The sequence below is a fragment of the Actinoallomurus acaciae genome (assembly GCF_042429965.1).
Taxonomy (GTDB): Bacteria; Actinomycetota; Actinomycetes; order Streptosporangiales; family Streptosporangiaceae; genus Actinoallomurus; species Actinoallomurus acaciae.
Map to the genome: position 1 here is coordinate 1 of NZ_JBHLZP010000337.1, position 13,969 is coordinate 13,969.

13 protein-coding genes are annotated in these 13,969 nt (G+C 71.8%); 9 read left to right on the forward strand and 4 right to left on the reverse strand.

Annotated features, from left to right (window positions below; all coding sequences use genetic code 11):
- From ACFFNX_RS33195 to ACFFNX_RS33215, 5 genes are all read left to right on the forward strand, one after another.
- Positions 1 to 377, forward strand: a 377-nt coding sequence (locus tag ACFFNX_RS33195) for an adenine nucleotide alpha-hydrolase family protein (protein WP_446678541.1), incomplete at its 5' end; no start/stop codon positions are given.
- A 120-nt stretch (positions 378 to 497) separates the two neighbouring features.
- Positions 498 to 2,783 carry an HAD-IB family hydrolase gene (locus tag ACFFNX_RS33200; RefSeq protein WP_378209821.1) on the forward strand — a complete coding sequence of 762 codons (2,286 nt, stop codon included), beginning with the start codon at positions 498 to 500 and terminating at the stop codon, positions 2,781 to 2,783.
- The gene (locus tag ACFFNX_RS33205; RefSeq protein WP_378209822.1) at positions 2,780 to 3,976 is read left to right on the forward strand and encodes a zinc-dependent alcohol dehydrogenase; all 1,197 of its coding nucleotides are present in this window, start codon (positions 2,780 to 2,782) and stop codon (positions 3,974 to 3,976) included. The genes ACFFNX_RS33200 and ACFFNX_RS33205 overlap by 4 nt, the downstream gene beginning before the upstream one ends.
- Before the next feature lie 19 nt (positions 3,977 to 3,995).
- On the forward strand, positions 3,996 to 5,573 hold the full coding sequence (larAH, locus tag ACFFNX_RS33210; RefSeq protein ID WP_378209823.1) for an NPN-dependent hydroxyacid isomerase, LarAH14/15/16 family: 1,578 nt from the start codon (positions 3,996 to 3,998) through the stop codon (positions 5,571 to 5,573).
- Positions 5,570 to 6,562, forward strand: a complete 993-nt coding sequence (locus tag ACFFNX_RS33215) for a lysophospholipid acyltransferase family protein (RefSeq protein WP_378209824.1) — start codon at positions 5,570 to 5,572, stop codon at positions 6,560 to 6,562. The genes larAH and ACFFNX_RS33215 overlap by 4 nt, the downstream gene beginning before the upstream one ends.
- A gap of 149 nt (positions 6,563 to 6,711) precedes the next feature.
- Here the strand turns inward: ACFFNX_RS33215 and ACFFNX_RS33220 are convergent, their stop codons facing one another.
- Positions 6,712 to 7,482, reverse strand: a complete 771-nt coding sequence (locus tag ACFFNX_RS33220; protein WP_378209825.1) for an SDR family oxidoreductase — start codon at positions 7,480 to 7,482, stop codon at positions 6,712 to 6,714.
- A 207-nt stretch (positions 7,483 to 7,689) separates the two neighbouring features.
- Between ACFFNX_RS33220 and ACFFNX_RS33225 the strand changes: the two genes are divergently transcribed.
- Together ACFFNX_RS33225 and ACFFNX_RS33230 are read left to right on the forward strand one after the other, a co-directional pair.
- A complete protein-coding gene (locus tag ACFFNX_RS33225) occupies positions 7,690 to 8,547 on the forward strand; it encodes a helix-turn-helix domain-containing protein (protein ID WP_378209826.1) in 858 nt (285 codons plus the stop codon).
- A gap of 42 nt (positions 8,548 to 8,589) precedes the next feature.
- Complete coding sequence (locus tag ACFFNX_RS33230) at positions 8,590 to 9,015, forward strand: hypothetical protein (protein ID WP_378209827.1); 426 nt, start codon at positions 8,590 to 8,592, stop codon at positions 9,013 to 9,015.
- A 205-nt stretch (positions 9,016 to 9,220) separates the two neighbouring features.
- Here ACFFNX_RS33230 and ACFFNX_RS33235 read toward each other — a convergent pair whose 3' ends face one another.
- Positions 9,221 to 10,165: an alpha/beta fold hydrolase gene (locus ACFFNX_RS33235; protein ID WP_378209828.1), complete on the reverse strand. Its 945-nt coding sequence runs from the start codon at positions 10,163 to 10,165 to the stop codon at positions 9,221 to 9,223.
- 36 nt (positions 10,166 to 10,201) lie between these two features.
- On the opposite strand from ACFFNX_RS33235, the gene ACFFNX_RS33240 reads away from it, so the two are divergent.
- Both ACFFNX_RS33240 and ACFFNX_RS33245 read left to right on the forward strand, forming a co-directional pair.
- On the forward strand, positions 10,202 to 10,756 hold the full coding sequence (locus ACFFNX_RS33240) for a helix-turn-helix domain-containing protein (RefSeq protein WP_378209829.1): 555 nt from the start codon (positions 10,202 to 10,204) through the stop codon (positions 10,754 to 10,756).
- The gene (locus ACFFNX_RS33245; RefSeq protein ID WP_378209830.1) at positions 10,756 to 11,277 is read left to right on the forward strand and encodes a DinB family protein; all 522 of its coding nucleotides are present in this window, start codon (positions 10,756 to 10,758) and stop codon (positions 11,275 to 11,277) included. The genes ACFFNX_RS33240 and ACFFNX_RS33245 overlap by 1 nt, the downstream gene beginning before the upstream one ends.
- Before the next feature lie 30 nt (positions 11,278 to 11,307).
- On the opposite strand, the gene ACFFNX_RS33250 is transcribed toward ACFFNX_RS33245, so the two are convergent.
- A complete protein-coding gene (locus tag ACFFNX_RS33250) occupies positions 11,308 to 12,435 on the reverse strand; it encodes a glycoside hydrolase family 3 N-terminal domain-containing protein (RefSeq protein WP_378209831.1) in 1,128 nt (375 codons plus the stop codon).
- 171 nt (positions 12,436 to 12,606) lie between these two features.
- Complete coding sequence (locus ACFFNX_RS33255) at positions 12,607 to 13,446, reverse strand: lysozyme (RefSeq protein ID WP_378209832.1); 840 nt, start codon at positions 13,444 to 13,446, stop codon at positions 12,607 to 12,609.
- Positions 13,447 to 13,969 lie beyond the last annotated feature (523 nt).

Consider the following 13,969-nt stretch of genomic DNA (forward strand, 5'->3'; position numbering starts at 1 on the left):
GGCCCAAGGAGGCGGCGGTACGCGCGGTCGCGCGCCACTGGGACCTGGCCGTCTGGGACAAACCGGCGGCGGCGTGCATGGCGAGCCGCGTCGCGTACGGGATTTCGGTCACGCCCGCCCGGCTGGCGCGCGTCGAGCGGGCCGAGTCGGCGGTCCGCGGCGTGCTGGGCGGTGCCGTGCGCGACCTCCGCGTCCGCGACCTCGGCGACTCCGTACGTCTCGAAGTCAACCCTGAGCTGGTCGAACGCGCCCGTGAGGACAGCGCCGTCGGCCTCGCGATCCGCGCCGCGGGCTTCGCCTCGGCCACCATCAACGTGGAGATCTTTCGGTCCGGATCCATGAACGACGTTCTGGTGGATTCGGATACGGGAGAATGAACGAGACCTGAATTCGGTCGGACCCTCCCGGCCGTTGGTCACCGGACTCTCAGCCGTTACTCTTGCCCGGTACAGCTCGCCACGGGACGGCTCATGCCCACGATCGGAGAAAGCCAGCGGATGACGCCAGACCGACATGAGTTTCACCGTCTCGGCAGCTCACACGTACTCCTCACCGGCGCCACCGGCTTCCTCGGACAGGCGACGCTCGAAAAGCTCCTGTCCTCCCACCCGGAGGCCCGGATCTCGGTGCTGATCCGGCCCCGGCCGAACCAGCCGGCGCAGCGCCGCTTCGACGGCCTGCTCCGCAAGCCCGTCTTCCGTGAGCTGCGCGAACGGCTCGGCGAGGAGGAGCTGCGCCGCATCGCCGCCGAGCGGGTCACCGTCATCGAGGGCGACCTGGGCGAGGTGACGCTGCCGGGCGACATCGACGTGGTGGTCCACGGCGCGTCGACGGTCTCCTTCGACCCGCCCATCGACGAGGCGTTCCGTACGAACGTCTCCGGAGTGGTCACCCTCTACGAGGCGCTGCACAAGGCCGGCGCCGACCCGCACGTGGTGCACGTGTCCACCGCGTACGTCGCGGGCGTGCGCAAGGGCGTGGTGCCGGAGGCCCGGCTCGACCACACGGTCGACTGGCGCACCGAGCTGGAGGGGGCCCTGGCCGCCCGCGCCGACGTCGAGCGCGACTCACGCCGCCCGGAGGTGCTGCGCAAGTCGGTGTCGCGGGCGCAGGGCGAGCACCGCAAGGCCGGCCCGCAGTCGGTCGTCGCCGCCGCCGAGGAGGCCCGGCAGGAGTGGGTGAGCGACCGCCTGGTCGAGTACGGCCGCGCCCGCGCGCAGAGTCTCGGCTGGCCGGACGTCTACACCTTCACCAAGGCGCTGGGCGAGCGCGCGGCCGAGGAGATGTGGGGCGAGCGCCGCCTGTCGATCGTCCGCCCGGCGATCGTGGAGAGCTCGCTGCGGCACCCGCACCCCGGCTGGATCGACGGCTACAAGATGGCCGACCCGCTGATCATCGCGTACGGGCGCGGCATCCTGCCGGAGTTCCCGGGCCTGCCCGACAGCGTCGTCGACATCATCCCGGTCGACCATGTCGTCAACGCGACGCTCGCGGTCGCCGCGGCGCCGCCCGAGACCGGCGCGCCCGCCTACTTCCACGTCGGGTCCGGTTCGCGCAACCCGCTGTCCTTCCGCGGCCTGTACGAGAACGTCCGCGACTACTTCCGCAAGCACCCGATGCCGGCCGGTGAGCGCGGTCACATCCGGGTGCCGCAGTGGCGGTTCCCCGGCAGCCGGCAGGTCGAGATGATGCTCAGCGGCAGCGAACGCGCCACCGCGATGGCCGAGCGCGCGCTGCTGCGGCTGCCCGCCTCGGGCAAGACCCGCGAGTGGATGACCGCGGTGCACCGGCAGCAGACCAACCTCGACTTCCTGCGCCGCTACGCCGACCTCTACCAGGCCTACACCCAGGCCGAGGTCATCTACGACGACAGCCGCACGCACGCGCTGCACCGCACGATCCCGCCGGAGCTGGTGGAGGAGTTCGGGTTCGACCCGTCGGTCATCGACTGGGGGCACTACCTGCAGGAGGTGCACTCCCCCAGCGTGACCGAGCTGATGCGCGGCTTCTCGCGCGGCCGCGGCGGCAGCCGCCGTACGGTCGCGCCCGCGCTGCCCGAGCGCACCGACATCGCGGCCGTGTTCGACCTCGAGGGCACGATCGTCGCCTCCAACCTCATCGAGTCCTACCTGTGGGCCCGGCTGTCGTCGCTGCCGCGGTCGCAGTGGAGCGGCGAGCTGGCCGACCTGGCCCGCTCGCTCCCCCGCTACCTGCGGGCCGAGCGCCGCGACCGGGGCGACTTCGTCCGCGCGTTCCTGCGCCGCTACGAGGGCGCCGACATGGCCGAGCTGCGCGACCTCGTCGACGACACGCTCGGCGACGCGCTGCTGCAGCGGGTCATGCCCGAGGCCGTACGCCGGATCCGCGCGCACCGTGCCGCCGGGCACAAGACCATCTTGATCACCGGCACGGTCGACGTGTTCGTACGCCCGCTCGCCGACCTGTTCGACGAGGTCGTGGCCAGCCGGATGCACACCCGCGACGGCGTGCTCACCGGCTACCTCGACTCACCGCCGCTCGTGGACGAGGCCCGCGCCGCCTGGCTGCGCCGGCACGCCGCCGACACCGGCATCGACCTCGACGGCTCCTACGCCTACGCGGACAGCTACTCCGACCGGCCGCTCCTGGAGGCGGTCGGCAACCCGGGCGCGGTCAACCCGGACCCCTCGCTGTACCGCCACGCCAAACGCAAGCACTGGCGCATCTACGAATGGGGCGCCCATACCCGTGGACGCGGAGACGTGCTCATGGACACCATCAACGGGACGGTGAGCGCCCGATGATCCTCGCGCTGGAGTACCACCGCTCCCCGGCCCGCTTCCTGGCGGCGCGCGGGCTCACGGCGACCCGCGCCGGCGGCAAGATGAGCGGCATGATCGCCGGCAACGTGTCGCCGATGCGCCTGGTCAACCGGCAGGCGCCCGAGCTGCCCGGCGAGGGCTGGACGCGCGTGACGCCGCTGTTGTCCGGCATCTGCGGCTCCGACCTCGGGCTGCTGACCGGGCGTTCCTCGCCGTACCTGTCGCCAATGACCTCGATGCCGTTCGTCCCCGGTCACGAGATCGTCGGCGAGACGCAGGACGACGTGCCCGGCGTGCCGAAGGGCTCCCGGGTGGTGATCGACCCGGTGCTCTCGTGCTCCGCGCGCGGCACCACCGAGTGCCGCTGGTGCGCCTCGGGCCAGCAGAGCCGCTGCGACCACATCACCGCGGGCCGGATCTCCGCCGGGCTGCAGACCGGGTTCTGCGCCGACACCGGCGGCGGCTGGAGCCGGCAGTTCGTCGCGCACGCCCGGCAGCTGCACGTCGTGCCCGACTCGCTCCCGAACGATCGCGCGGTCCTGGCCGAGCCGCTCGCCTGCGCCGTGCACTCGGTGCGCCGCGTGAAGGTCGCCTCCGGGTCCACCGCCGTCATCATCGGCGCCGGCACCGTCGGCCTGCTGACGCTGCTCGCGCTGCGCCAGCTCACCGACGTCGGCGCGATCTACGTCGTCGCCAAGCACGGTCACCAGCGGGAGAAGGCCAAGGCGCTCGGCGCCACCGCCATCATCGAGCCCGGCAAGGCCGTCCGCGCGCTGCGGCGCGTCACGACCGCGCGGATGCACTCGCCCGAGCGCGGCGAGGACTTCCTCCTCGGCGGCGTCGACCTGGCCTTCGAGTGCACCGGCGGCGCCGGCGGTCTCGACACCGCGCTCCGGCTGGTCCAGGCCGGGGGTACCGTCGTCGTGTCCGGCATGCCGTCTGGCAACGTCGACCTGACGCCGCTGTGGTACCGCGAGCTGCAGCTGGTCGGGGCGTACGCCTCCGGCGCCGACGGAGCGGACTTCGCCGACGCCATCCGGCTCGCCGAGTCCGCCTCCCTCGACGGGTACGTGGGCACGACGTACCCGCTCGCACGCTGGCGCGAGGCGCTGACCCACGCGGCGGACGCGGGGCGTCTCGGCACCGTCAAAGTCGCCTTCGATCCGGCCCGTTAGCCCGTTAGAGAGGTTGAGAGTGAGCAGACCAGGCTTCGTACTCGACGTGGATGAGCGGACACCACCGCTGCTCATGCACCAGGGTGAGGGCTTCCGGCTGGAGCGGCTGCCGCTCGGCGCGAAGGTCATCTACCCGCCGGACTCCCTGCCCGGGATCCGGAACGTCGACGCCGCCATCAGGCACGCGCTGCTCAACCCGCACGGCACCGACCCGCTGCCCGAGCTCCTCACGCCCGGGATGCGGCTGACCATCGTCTTCGATGACCTGTCGCTGCCGTTGCCGCCGATGCAGACGCCGGACGTCCGGCAGCGCATCATCGAGCAGGTGCTGGAGATGGCCGCGGCCAAGGGCGTGGACGACGTCGAGCTGATCGCGGGCAACGCCCTGCACCGCCGGATGACCCCGGCCGAGCTGCGGCGCACCGTCGGCGACCGTGTCTTCCAGGCGTTCTTCCCCGAGCACCTGAAGAACCATGACGCGGAGGACCACGACAACCTCCTGCACATGGGCAAGACCCGGCACGGCGAGGACGTCGAGATCAACCGCCGGGCCGCGGAGAGCGACCTGATCGTCTACGTGAACATCACGCTGACGGCGATGAGCGGCGGCGCCAAGTCGGTGTCGGTCGGGCTGGCGAGCTACAAGAGCCTCAAGCACCACCACAACGTGCACACGCTGCGGCACTCGAACTCCTTCAACGACCCGCCGAACTCCGCGATGCACCACTCGTACGAGCGGATGAAGGGCCTGATCGACGAGCACGTCAAGGTCTTCACGATCGAGACGACGCTCAACAACGAGACGTTCCCCTCCTCGATGGGCTTCCTCAACAAGCGCGAGTGGGAGTGGAACGTCCGCGACCAGGCGTCCTACGTCGCGGTGAAGCGGGCCAACGAGCTGCTGCCGGCCAAGACCCGGCGGCGCATCTGGCAGTCGACCGCCGCGCCGTACGGGGTGACGGGCGTCCACGCGGGCCTGCAGTCCGAGGTGCACCCGATCACGCTGGGCAACGTGCACCGCCAGCAGCTCACCGAGGTCAACGGCCAGTCCGACGTCGGGATCTACGGGCTTCCCTACATCTGCCCGTACAACGTCAACTCCGTGATGAACCCGATCCTGGTGATGTCGCTCGGGCTCGGCTACTTCTTCAACCTGTACAAGAACAAGCCGATCGTCCGGCAGGGCGGCGTGGCGATCTTCTACCACCCGGTGCCGAACGAGTTCCACCCGGTGCACCACCCGAGCTACATCGACTTCTTCGAGGAGATCCTCACCGAGAGCACCGACCCGGTGCTGCTGGAGACCAAGTACGAGGAGCAGTTCGCCACCGACCCGTGGTACATCCAGCTCTACCGGAACAGCTACGCCTACCACGGCGTGCACCCGTTCTACATGTGGTACTGGGGCGCCCACGCGCTGGAGCACCTCGGTGACGTGATCTTCGTGGGCGGCAACCGGAAGACCACCGCGCGCATGGGCTTCCGGTCCGCGACGACCCTCGCGGACGCCCTGGAGATGGCCAAGGACACGGTCGGCTCCAGCCCCTCGATCACCTATCAGCACGCCCCGCCGCTGACCCTGGCGGACGTTCGATGAGCATCCGGCGGGAGGTCAAGCTGCTGCGGCATGGGCGCGACTGGCGCGGCCGTTCGACCGTGCCGAAGTCGGCCCAGCCGCACGAGCGGGAGCATGAGGAGCGGGAGTTCCCCACGACCTGGGCCCGTACGCGCGTGGCCGTGCGGGCACGCGCGGGCCTGCGGCGCACGCTGCTCAAGCCGGTCGTGTGGACCCAGACGAAGCCGATGGTCGAGGGCACCGAGTACCTCGACGGGGTGCGCGGCCCGGTGGTCTTCGTGGCCAACCACTCCAGCCACCTCGACACTCCGCTGATCCTCGGCTCGCTGCCGGAGCCGTTCGCCGACCGGGTCGCGGTGGGCGCGGCGTCGGACTACTTCTTCGACGTCCGCTGGCGCGCGACCCTGACCGCGATCTTCTTCAACGCGTTCCCGGTCGAGCGCTACGGTTCGCGGCGGCTGCGCAGCCTCGCCCTCGACCTGGTGGACCAGGGCTGGAGCCTGCTGCTCTACCCCGAGGGCACACGCTCGGAGGACGGCTGGATGAACCCCTTCAAGCTCGGCGCCGCGGCGCTGTGCGTGACGAAGGGCATCCCGTGCGTGCCGATCGCGCTGCGCGGCTCGTACGCCGCGATGCCGCGGGGCCGCAACTGGCCGCAGCCGGGCAAGCCGCGGGTGAGCGTACGCTACGGCCGCCCGATCACGCCGGAGGAGGGCGAGGACGTTCGCACCTTCCGGGTGCGGATGGCCAAGGCGGTCAGCCAGCTCGCGGCCGAGGAGGACGTGGGCTGGTACGGCGCGCTGCGCGCGGCGGCGGACGACCGGCTGGAGATCCCGGGCGGCGCCCGCCCGGTCCGGCCGGGTGCGCTGAAGCAGGCCGAGGAGCCCGCGGCGGAGCAGCCGAAGGCGGGCAAGAACGACAGGCCCGGCGAGCAGGTGGCGCACTGGCGTCGCATCTGGGCCTCGACCGAGCCGCTGGATGAGAAGCGCCGCAAGGTCTGGCGCGACTGACCCATGGCCGACCGTGGCAGGAGCGTCCCCGTACGGGGGCGCTCCTGTCACGTTTCACCGGGAGGCCGTCGCGACCTGGCGCCGCCGTTGCGCCCTCCTCGCGGAGGCTCGGCCCGCCTGACCGGTGGTCCGAGGCCGGAGTGGCGAGGTCAGGCCGTCTGGCCGGTGGGCATGATGGTGACCTGCTGGAGGTTCGCTCTCGGCGGCAGGGCGGCGAGGAAGCCGACGGTCTGGGCGACGTCCTGTGGGGCGAGCCACTCCATCGTCTCCCTGGAACCGTCGAGCCACTCCAGGGCGCCCGCGTCGGTCACGTGGCTCTGCAGTTCGGTGCCGACGATGCCCGGCTCGATCGCCGCGACCCGGACGTTCTTCGGCCCCAGCTCGACCCGCAGGTGCCGGGACAGCTGTGTGACATAGGCCTTGGTCCCGGAGTAGACGGCGAAGGCGGGAAAGATGTTCCGGGCCGCGACCGACGACGTGTTGATCAGGTCGGCCACTCCCCGGCGGGCCGCGGACGCGACCAGTTGCGGGACGAACGCCCCGATGACGTTCATCAACCCGGTGATGTTCAGGTCGATCTGGCGCTGCCACTGGTCGGTGCGCAGCTCCTCGATCGGCGCGGGCAGCATCACTCCGGCGTTGTTCAACAGCAGGTCGGCGGCGCCGAGCTCCGCCTCCACCCGTTCGGCCGCCGCGCGTACCGCCTCCGCGTCGGTCACGTCGGCCGCCACCGCCAGCGCGGTGCCACCGCGCGCACCGATCCTGGCGACCAGGTCGTCGAGCCGCCCGGCCCGGCGCGCGAGCACGGCGACCTTCGCGCCGAGCGTCGCCAGCCTTTCCGCGGACGCCTCGCCGATACCGCTGGACGCGCCCGTGACCACCGCCACCCGGCCGGACAGGGGTGTGGACTCCTTCGACATGTGCTCCACCTCCGGGAGAAGTCGTGTTCGCGGAGCGGCCGTCACGGTTCGGTGCCGCCCGTTCTCCGCACTCCTCAACCCCACCACCCCCGGAGGCGTCGTCACGGCGCGCAGCAGACCCTGACCAGGCAGGCAGCGCCGGAACAGGTACCCGCAGGGCCACCCTCCGCCGGCCGGTCACCCGCGGGTTCCGGCCACACTGGGGATATGGACCGCACCTCGGAGATCGCCGGCTTTCTGCGCTCGCGCCGGGCCCGGATCACCCCGGACCGGGCAGGGCTGCCCGCCGACACCCGTCCGCGGCGCGTGCCCGGGCTCCGCAGAGACGAGGTCGCCCGGCTGGCCGGCATCAGCACCGAGTACTACACGCGGCTGGAGCAGGGCCGGGCCGCCAACCCCTCCCCCGAGGTCCTGAACGCCCTGGCCCGCGCCCTCGAACTGGACGAGGCCGAACGCGAGCACCTCACCGACCTGTGCTCCCGCCCGGCTCCGGCGCGCCGCGGCGCCTCGGGTGCCCCGCAGCGCGTCCGCCCCGGCCTGCACCTGACGCTCCAGACCCTCGACCACGTACCGGCCTTCGTCCTCGGCCGGCGGACCGACGTCCTCGCCGCCAACCGGCTCGCCCGGGCGATCCTCACCGACTTCGACGCCCTGCCCGTCCCCCAGCGGAACCTCGCCCGCTTCTACCTCCTGGACCCCGCCGCGCGAGAACGCGTGGTCGACTGGGAACGGCTCTCCGCCGAGACCGTCGCGATGCTGCGCCTGGAGGCCGGCCGCCACCCCGAGGACCGCCGGCTCGCCGACCTCATCGGCGAGCTCACCCTGCGCTCGCCGGAGTTCACCACCTGGTGGCACGACCATCGGGTGCTCCGGCGCACGCACGGCACCAAGCGCTACCGCCACCCTCTGGCCGGCGAGCTCGTCTTCTCCTATGAGTCGTTCCAGCCCGCGGGCGACATCGAGCAGACGCTCTGCGTCTACAACGTCGAACCGAACTCACCGACCGCGGAGGCGATCCGGCTGCTCGACAGCTGGACGGCGCCCGCACGGACCGGCCCGGCCTGAGCACGGCTCTCGCGCGAGGCCTCTGTCTGGCAGAATCCGGCCATGACTGCATTGGAGCTGCTGGCCGTTCTCGTCGTGCTCGTCGCGGTCCTCGCGATCCTCACGGGCCTTGCCCGGGGACTGAGCCGGCAGACGGCACCTCGTGAGTTCCCGCCCATGGCGCTGCCGGCCGAGATGCAGGCACGGGTGCGGGCGCTGCTGGGAGAGAACAAGCCGGTCCTGGCGGTCAAGGAGGTCCGGCAGGCCACGGGCCTGGGCCTCGTCGACGCCAAGCGGATCGTCGACGCGCTCAAGAGCGGTCCGCTGCCCGAGCCCATGTCGTACGCTCCGGGCGGCCACGGCAGCATCGCCGACCGGGCACGGGACATGCGCAACGCCGGCGACTTCACGGGCGCGGTCTCGCTCGTCCGGACGGAGACCGGAATGTCCGCGGCGGACGCGGAGCGCTTCGTCTCGACCCTGAGCTAGGGCCTGTCTCGAAGTGGTTGGGTCGTGGGTTTTCCACAGCCGTGCGTGTGGTCTTCCTTTGGTGTGTGGGGTGGCTTGACAATGGAAGTGTCGGTACCCCCTGGGAGGGCGGGGAGTGTCCCAGAGGGCGGGGAGTGTCCCAGAGGGCGGGACTTCGAGACAGGCCCTAGTGCCGCGTCAAGCGACGTTCGCCCGGTCGACGACCTCACGTAGGCGCCGGTCGGCGGTGTGCTTGGCGCCGCGTTCGGTCGAGCAGGTCGGTGACCGCCCCGAGCACGGCGTCGGGGCGTTCCTCGTGGAGCCAGCCGTGGCCGGCGTCGTCGAGGACGCGGTGCTCGCCGCGCGGGACCGAGGCGGCCAGTTCCGCGTGCAGGGCGCGCTTGCCGTCGTTGATCTCCCGGAGCAGGTCCTGCGGCCACAGGTGGGCCTGGACGGCGTCGTGTCCCATCGCGCTGAGCACGATCGTCGGCACGTCGGGGAGGGCCGGTGCGTTCCGGAGCTCGGCGGACACCTCGTCGTAGAGGTTGCCGTCCTCCTGCCAGGCCGTCCGCCACGCGCTGAGGTGGTGCTCGGCGAGCGGGCCACGGACGTCGTCCGGCCATGCCTGGAAGAACGCGAGGATCTGCCCCCGGGAGGCGTCGAGCTGTTCCCGTGACGGCTCGGGCAGTTCCCGGCTCTTCATCTGGGCCAGCAGGTCGAGCACCTGCCGGGGCGCGCGGGTGACCATGTCCTCGTGGAAGGGGTCCAGCAGGAGCAGCCCGGCCACCGCGTCCGGGAAGCGCTGGGCGAAGTGACGCGCGTACGCCCCGCCGAGCGAGTGCCCGGCGAGCAGGTACGGCTCGGGCACTCCGGCGGCGTCGAGGAGGTCGCGCAGCTCGCCGGTGACCTCGGCGGCGGTGCGGGGCAGCGCGGCCGGCTCGCTCCAGCCGGTGCCCGCCCGGTCGTACAGCACGCTGGTGGTCTGCTCGGCGATGCGGTCGTGCAGGTTGAGGTAGTCCAGGCCGACCAGGCCCGATCCCGGCAGGAGCACCACGGCCGGTCCGCCGGTACCGGAACGGTGCAGCATCAGCCGCCGCCCGTCGGCGGTGTACCGGCGGCCTCTCGGTGGCGTGGTCCGGCTCTCCGGTGACGCGGGCTGATCTGTTCTCATGTTTGAGAAAGGTATCAGACGTGAGATCATAAGCCCATGGAGGCCGTGGAGCTGCTGCTGCATCCGGTACGGCTGCGGGTCGTGCACGCGATGTCCGGCGGCCGGACGCTGACGACGTCACAGCTGTGCGACCTGCTGCCCGACGTCTCCAAGGCGACGGTCTACCGGCACGTCGGCCTGCTCGCCGACGGTGGGCTGCTCGAGGTCGCGGACGAGCACCGGACGCGCGGCGCGGTCGAACGCCGTTACCGGCTGCACCGGGCGCGGGCGACCGTCGACGCCGAGACGGCCGCGTCCGTGTCGGTGGAGGACCATCGCCGGGTGTTCGCCGTGGCCATGGCCACGCTGCTCGCGGAGTACAACGCCTACCTCGATCGCGTCGACGCCGACCCCGTCGCCGACCTCGTGGGCTACCGGCAGCACGCGATCTGGCTCAGCGAGGAGGAACGCGCCCAGATGATCGTCGAACTGCGCGAGGTGATCGCGCCCCGGATGGGCAACACACCGTCCCCGGGCCGCACCCGCCATCTGCTCAGCCCGATCCTGTTCCCGGCCGGGGAGTCCCCCGCCCGCACGCCGGGTGAGCGGTGATGCGGCCGGAGTGGGTGACGGCCCCGCTCGACGGGCCCGGCATGAAGGTCGCCGACCCACGCGTGCTGCTGCTCGGTTACCTCGACTGGTACCGCGAGACCGTACGGCGCAAGCTCGACGGCCTGTCCGAGGAAGAGCTGCGCTCGCCGGTCGCGCCGATGGGATGGTCGCCGCTGGGCCTGGTCCAGCACCTCGGCTGGGTCGAACGCCGCTGGATGCGCTGGGGGTTCGCCGCCGAGGACGTCGTGCCGTGGCCGGCGGGCGGCGACGCGGAGGAGTTCGCCGCGAACGCCCCGGCGGCCGAGATCCTGGCCGCCTACGACGAGGAGGTGCGCCGGTCGCGCGCGCTGGCGGCGGGGGCTGCGCTGACCGATGTCGCGCGCCTCGGCGGCCGGTTCACCGAGCCGGGGCAGGCGCCGCCGCTGGCGCGGATCCTGTTCCACCTTCTCCAGGAGTACGCCCGCCACGCCGGCCACCTCGACGTCGCCCGCGAGATCGTCGACGGCACGACCGGCGAATAGCCGGGGGCCCGCGGGCCCCCGGCCACGCCGTCAGGCCAGGCTGTTGCGCAGGTTGGTGACGCGGGTGCGCGCGGCGTCGAAGGTGCTCTGGCTGAGCGTGCCGGACCGCAGCGCGCCGGCCAGGCCGGTGACCGCGCTCTGGCCGTACGCCGGATCCTCCCCGCACACGAGCAGCAGGTCCATGCCCGCCTTGGCGGCGGCGACCGAGCGCTGTGCCGTCGTACCGAAGTCGGTCAGGGCGCCGGCGGTGAGCGAGTCGGTGATGGTGACGCCCGTGTACCCGAGGCGTCCGCGCAGCTCGTTCTGGACGATGGTCGACGACAGCCCGGCCGGGTAGTTCGGGTCGAGGGCCGGGTAGATCGCCCAGGACAGCATGACGAGCTTGACGCCCGCGCTGATCGCCGGCGTGTACGGCGCCTCGTCGACCGAGCGCAGTGTGGACGCGGAGGCGGTGAGGGTGACGGGCTCGGAGTCGGTGTTCTGGCTCTTCGTGGCCGATCCCAGGCCCGGGAAGTGCTTGGCGGCCGCCGCCACGTTGTGCTGCTGCTGCGCGGTGATGAACGCGCTGCCGAGCCGGCCGCAGACGGCCGGGTCCTTGCTGTACGAGCGGCCGTACTGGTCCTCGAAGTCACCGGCCGTGCGGTACACGTCGAGCACCGGAGCGAGGTTGACGTTCATGCCGACGCTCGCGAGGAGCGCGCCGGCCTCATCGCCGGCGCTGGTCGCCGCCGAGACCGGGTCGGACGACTGGCCGATCTGCTTCTCCGACATCGTCGGCCCGCCGGGCAGCCGGCGCACCTGGCCGCCCTCCTGGTCGGTCATCAGCAGCAGCGGCGCGCCGACCGGGCTGGCGGCGTTGGCCTCGTTCAGCTGATCGCACACCGAGGCGATCTGGTCGAGGCTCGTGATGTTGTCGCCGAAGAAGATCACGCCCGCGGCCTGACCGCCCGAGATCGCGTCCAGCAGCGACTGCGGGACGGTCGTGCCCGAGTAGGAGTAGATGACCCGCTGTCCGGCCTGCTGCTCGGGCGTCAGGGCGGCGGGCCGTACGATGCTCCGCCCGGCGGCCCGCGCGGTCCCGGCCAGGCCGACCGTCGCGAAGGCGGCGCCGGCGCCGGCGAGCAGGGCGTTGCGCCGGGTGATCGAGTGTTCGTTCATCTGGTGTCCGCGCATCGGCTCCGGCCGCGGCCGGAGGGTGCGCTGCCTCTCTTCCTGTGTGGTGCCGCCGGGGCGGCGGTGCGGGGGCTCCGGCTCGCGCCGGAGGTCAGGGGGGAGGACGTGCCCGGCCGGGCGTGCCCACAGGACACGCCCGGCGAGACGGTTCGGCGGTCAGCCGTTCGCGAGGGCCTGGACACGCGAGTAGTCGCCGTTGAAGTAGTCCTGGTCGCCGGGGAAGACGCCGGAGTCGGCGTACTGCCAGATGGTCTGGAAGCCCCAGTTGTAGGGCATCGGCCCGGGCGAACCGTTGTAGTTGGCGAGCATCAGCGGGTTGGTGGAGGAGAAGTCGCCGGTGTTTCCGGTGCACTGGCTCCACCAACTGGTCGCGGTGTAGATGACCGGCCAGCGGCTGGTCTTCGCGTGGTACTCGTTGCTGAAGGAGAGGATCCAGTTCACCATCCCGGCGGCGGACAGGCCGTAGCAGGTGGCGCCGTAGGGGTTCCACTCCATGTCGAGCATGCCGGGGAAGGTCTTGCCGTCCTTGGACCAGCCGCCTCCGTGCGCGACGAAGTAGTCGGCCTGGGCGGCGCCGGACGAGGTGTCGGGCGTGGCGAAGTGGTAGGCGCCGTGCACGATGCCCGCGTTGTACGCGCCGGTGTACTGCTGGGAGAAGTACGGGTTGGTGTAGGTGGTCGACTCCGTCGCCTTGACGTAGGCGAACCGCGCGCCGTTGGCCGCCACCGAGGCCCAGTTGACGTTGCCCTGCCAGCCGCTCACGTCGAGGCCGGGCGTCTGGACGACGTTCGGCCGGATGATCGTACGGCCGGAGCCCGGTTCGTGCTTGGCCACCTGCGAGCCGAGCCAGTCACGTTCGGGATGGGTGATCGGGTCGGCGGAGGCGCCGGCGGGCTGGGCGGTCGCCACGAGCGCGCCGCACAGCAGGGCCGCCACGGACAGGGCGGCGAAACGCGACTTACGCGCCGTCTGGGATGAGCGCTTGCGTAGTGCCACGTGATCCTCCAAGGAGGGGGGAGACCTGAGGTCTGTCGTGCACTCCCGCGGGCGATGCGCTCACGCTGACGGTCGCGGCGGCAGGGAACCGCGGGGGGATCGGCGGGTGCTCCTCCTTCCCGGGGGCGACGTGAATACCCGCTAGTAGGTAGTAGATATCTTGCGAACGTGTATTAGAAAAGGTGGAAAAGTGTCCCGACCGTGTCGGTGGAATCGACGGGTCGCCGTTATGCCCAGCTCAGGAGCACGAAAGGGCCGGAACGGGCGGTGGAAATTGGCCGGATCCGGCAATCTCCGGCCGTCCCCCCGCGGGGGCCGTCGCGCGTCGGGTCTCGCGGCCTTCGGGGAGTACGCCCGCGCGCCGTCAGCGGACGCCGCGCGGGCGGAACTGGATGCTGATCCGCGGCCCGGCCGGGCGGGCGGTCTTGGGCACGGCGTGCTCCCAAGTGCGCTGGCAGCTGCCGCCCATGACGATGAGGTCGCCGTGGCCGAGGTCGTGGCGCAGCGTGCGACCGCCGCCGCG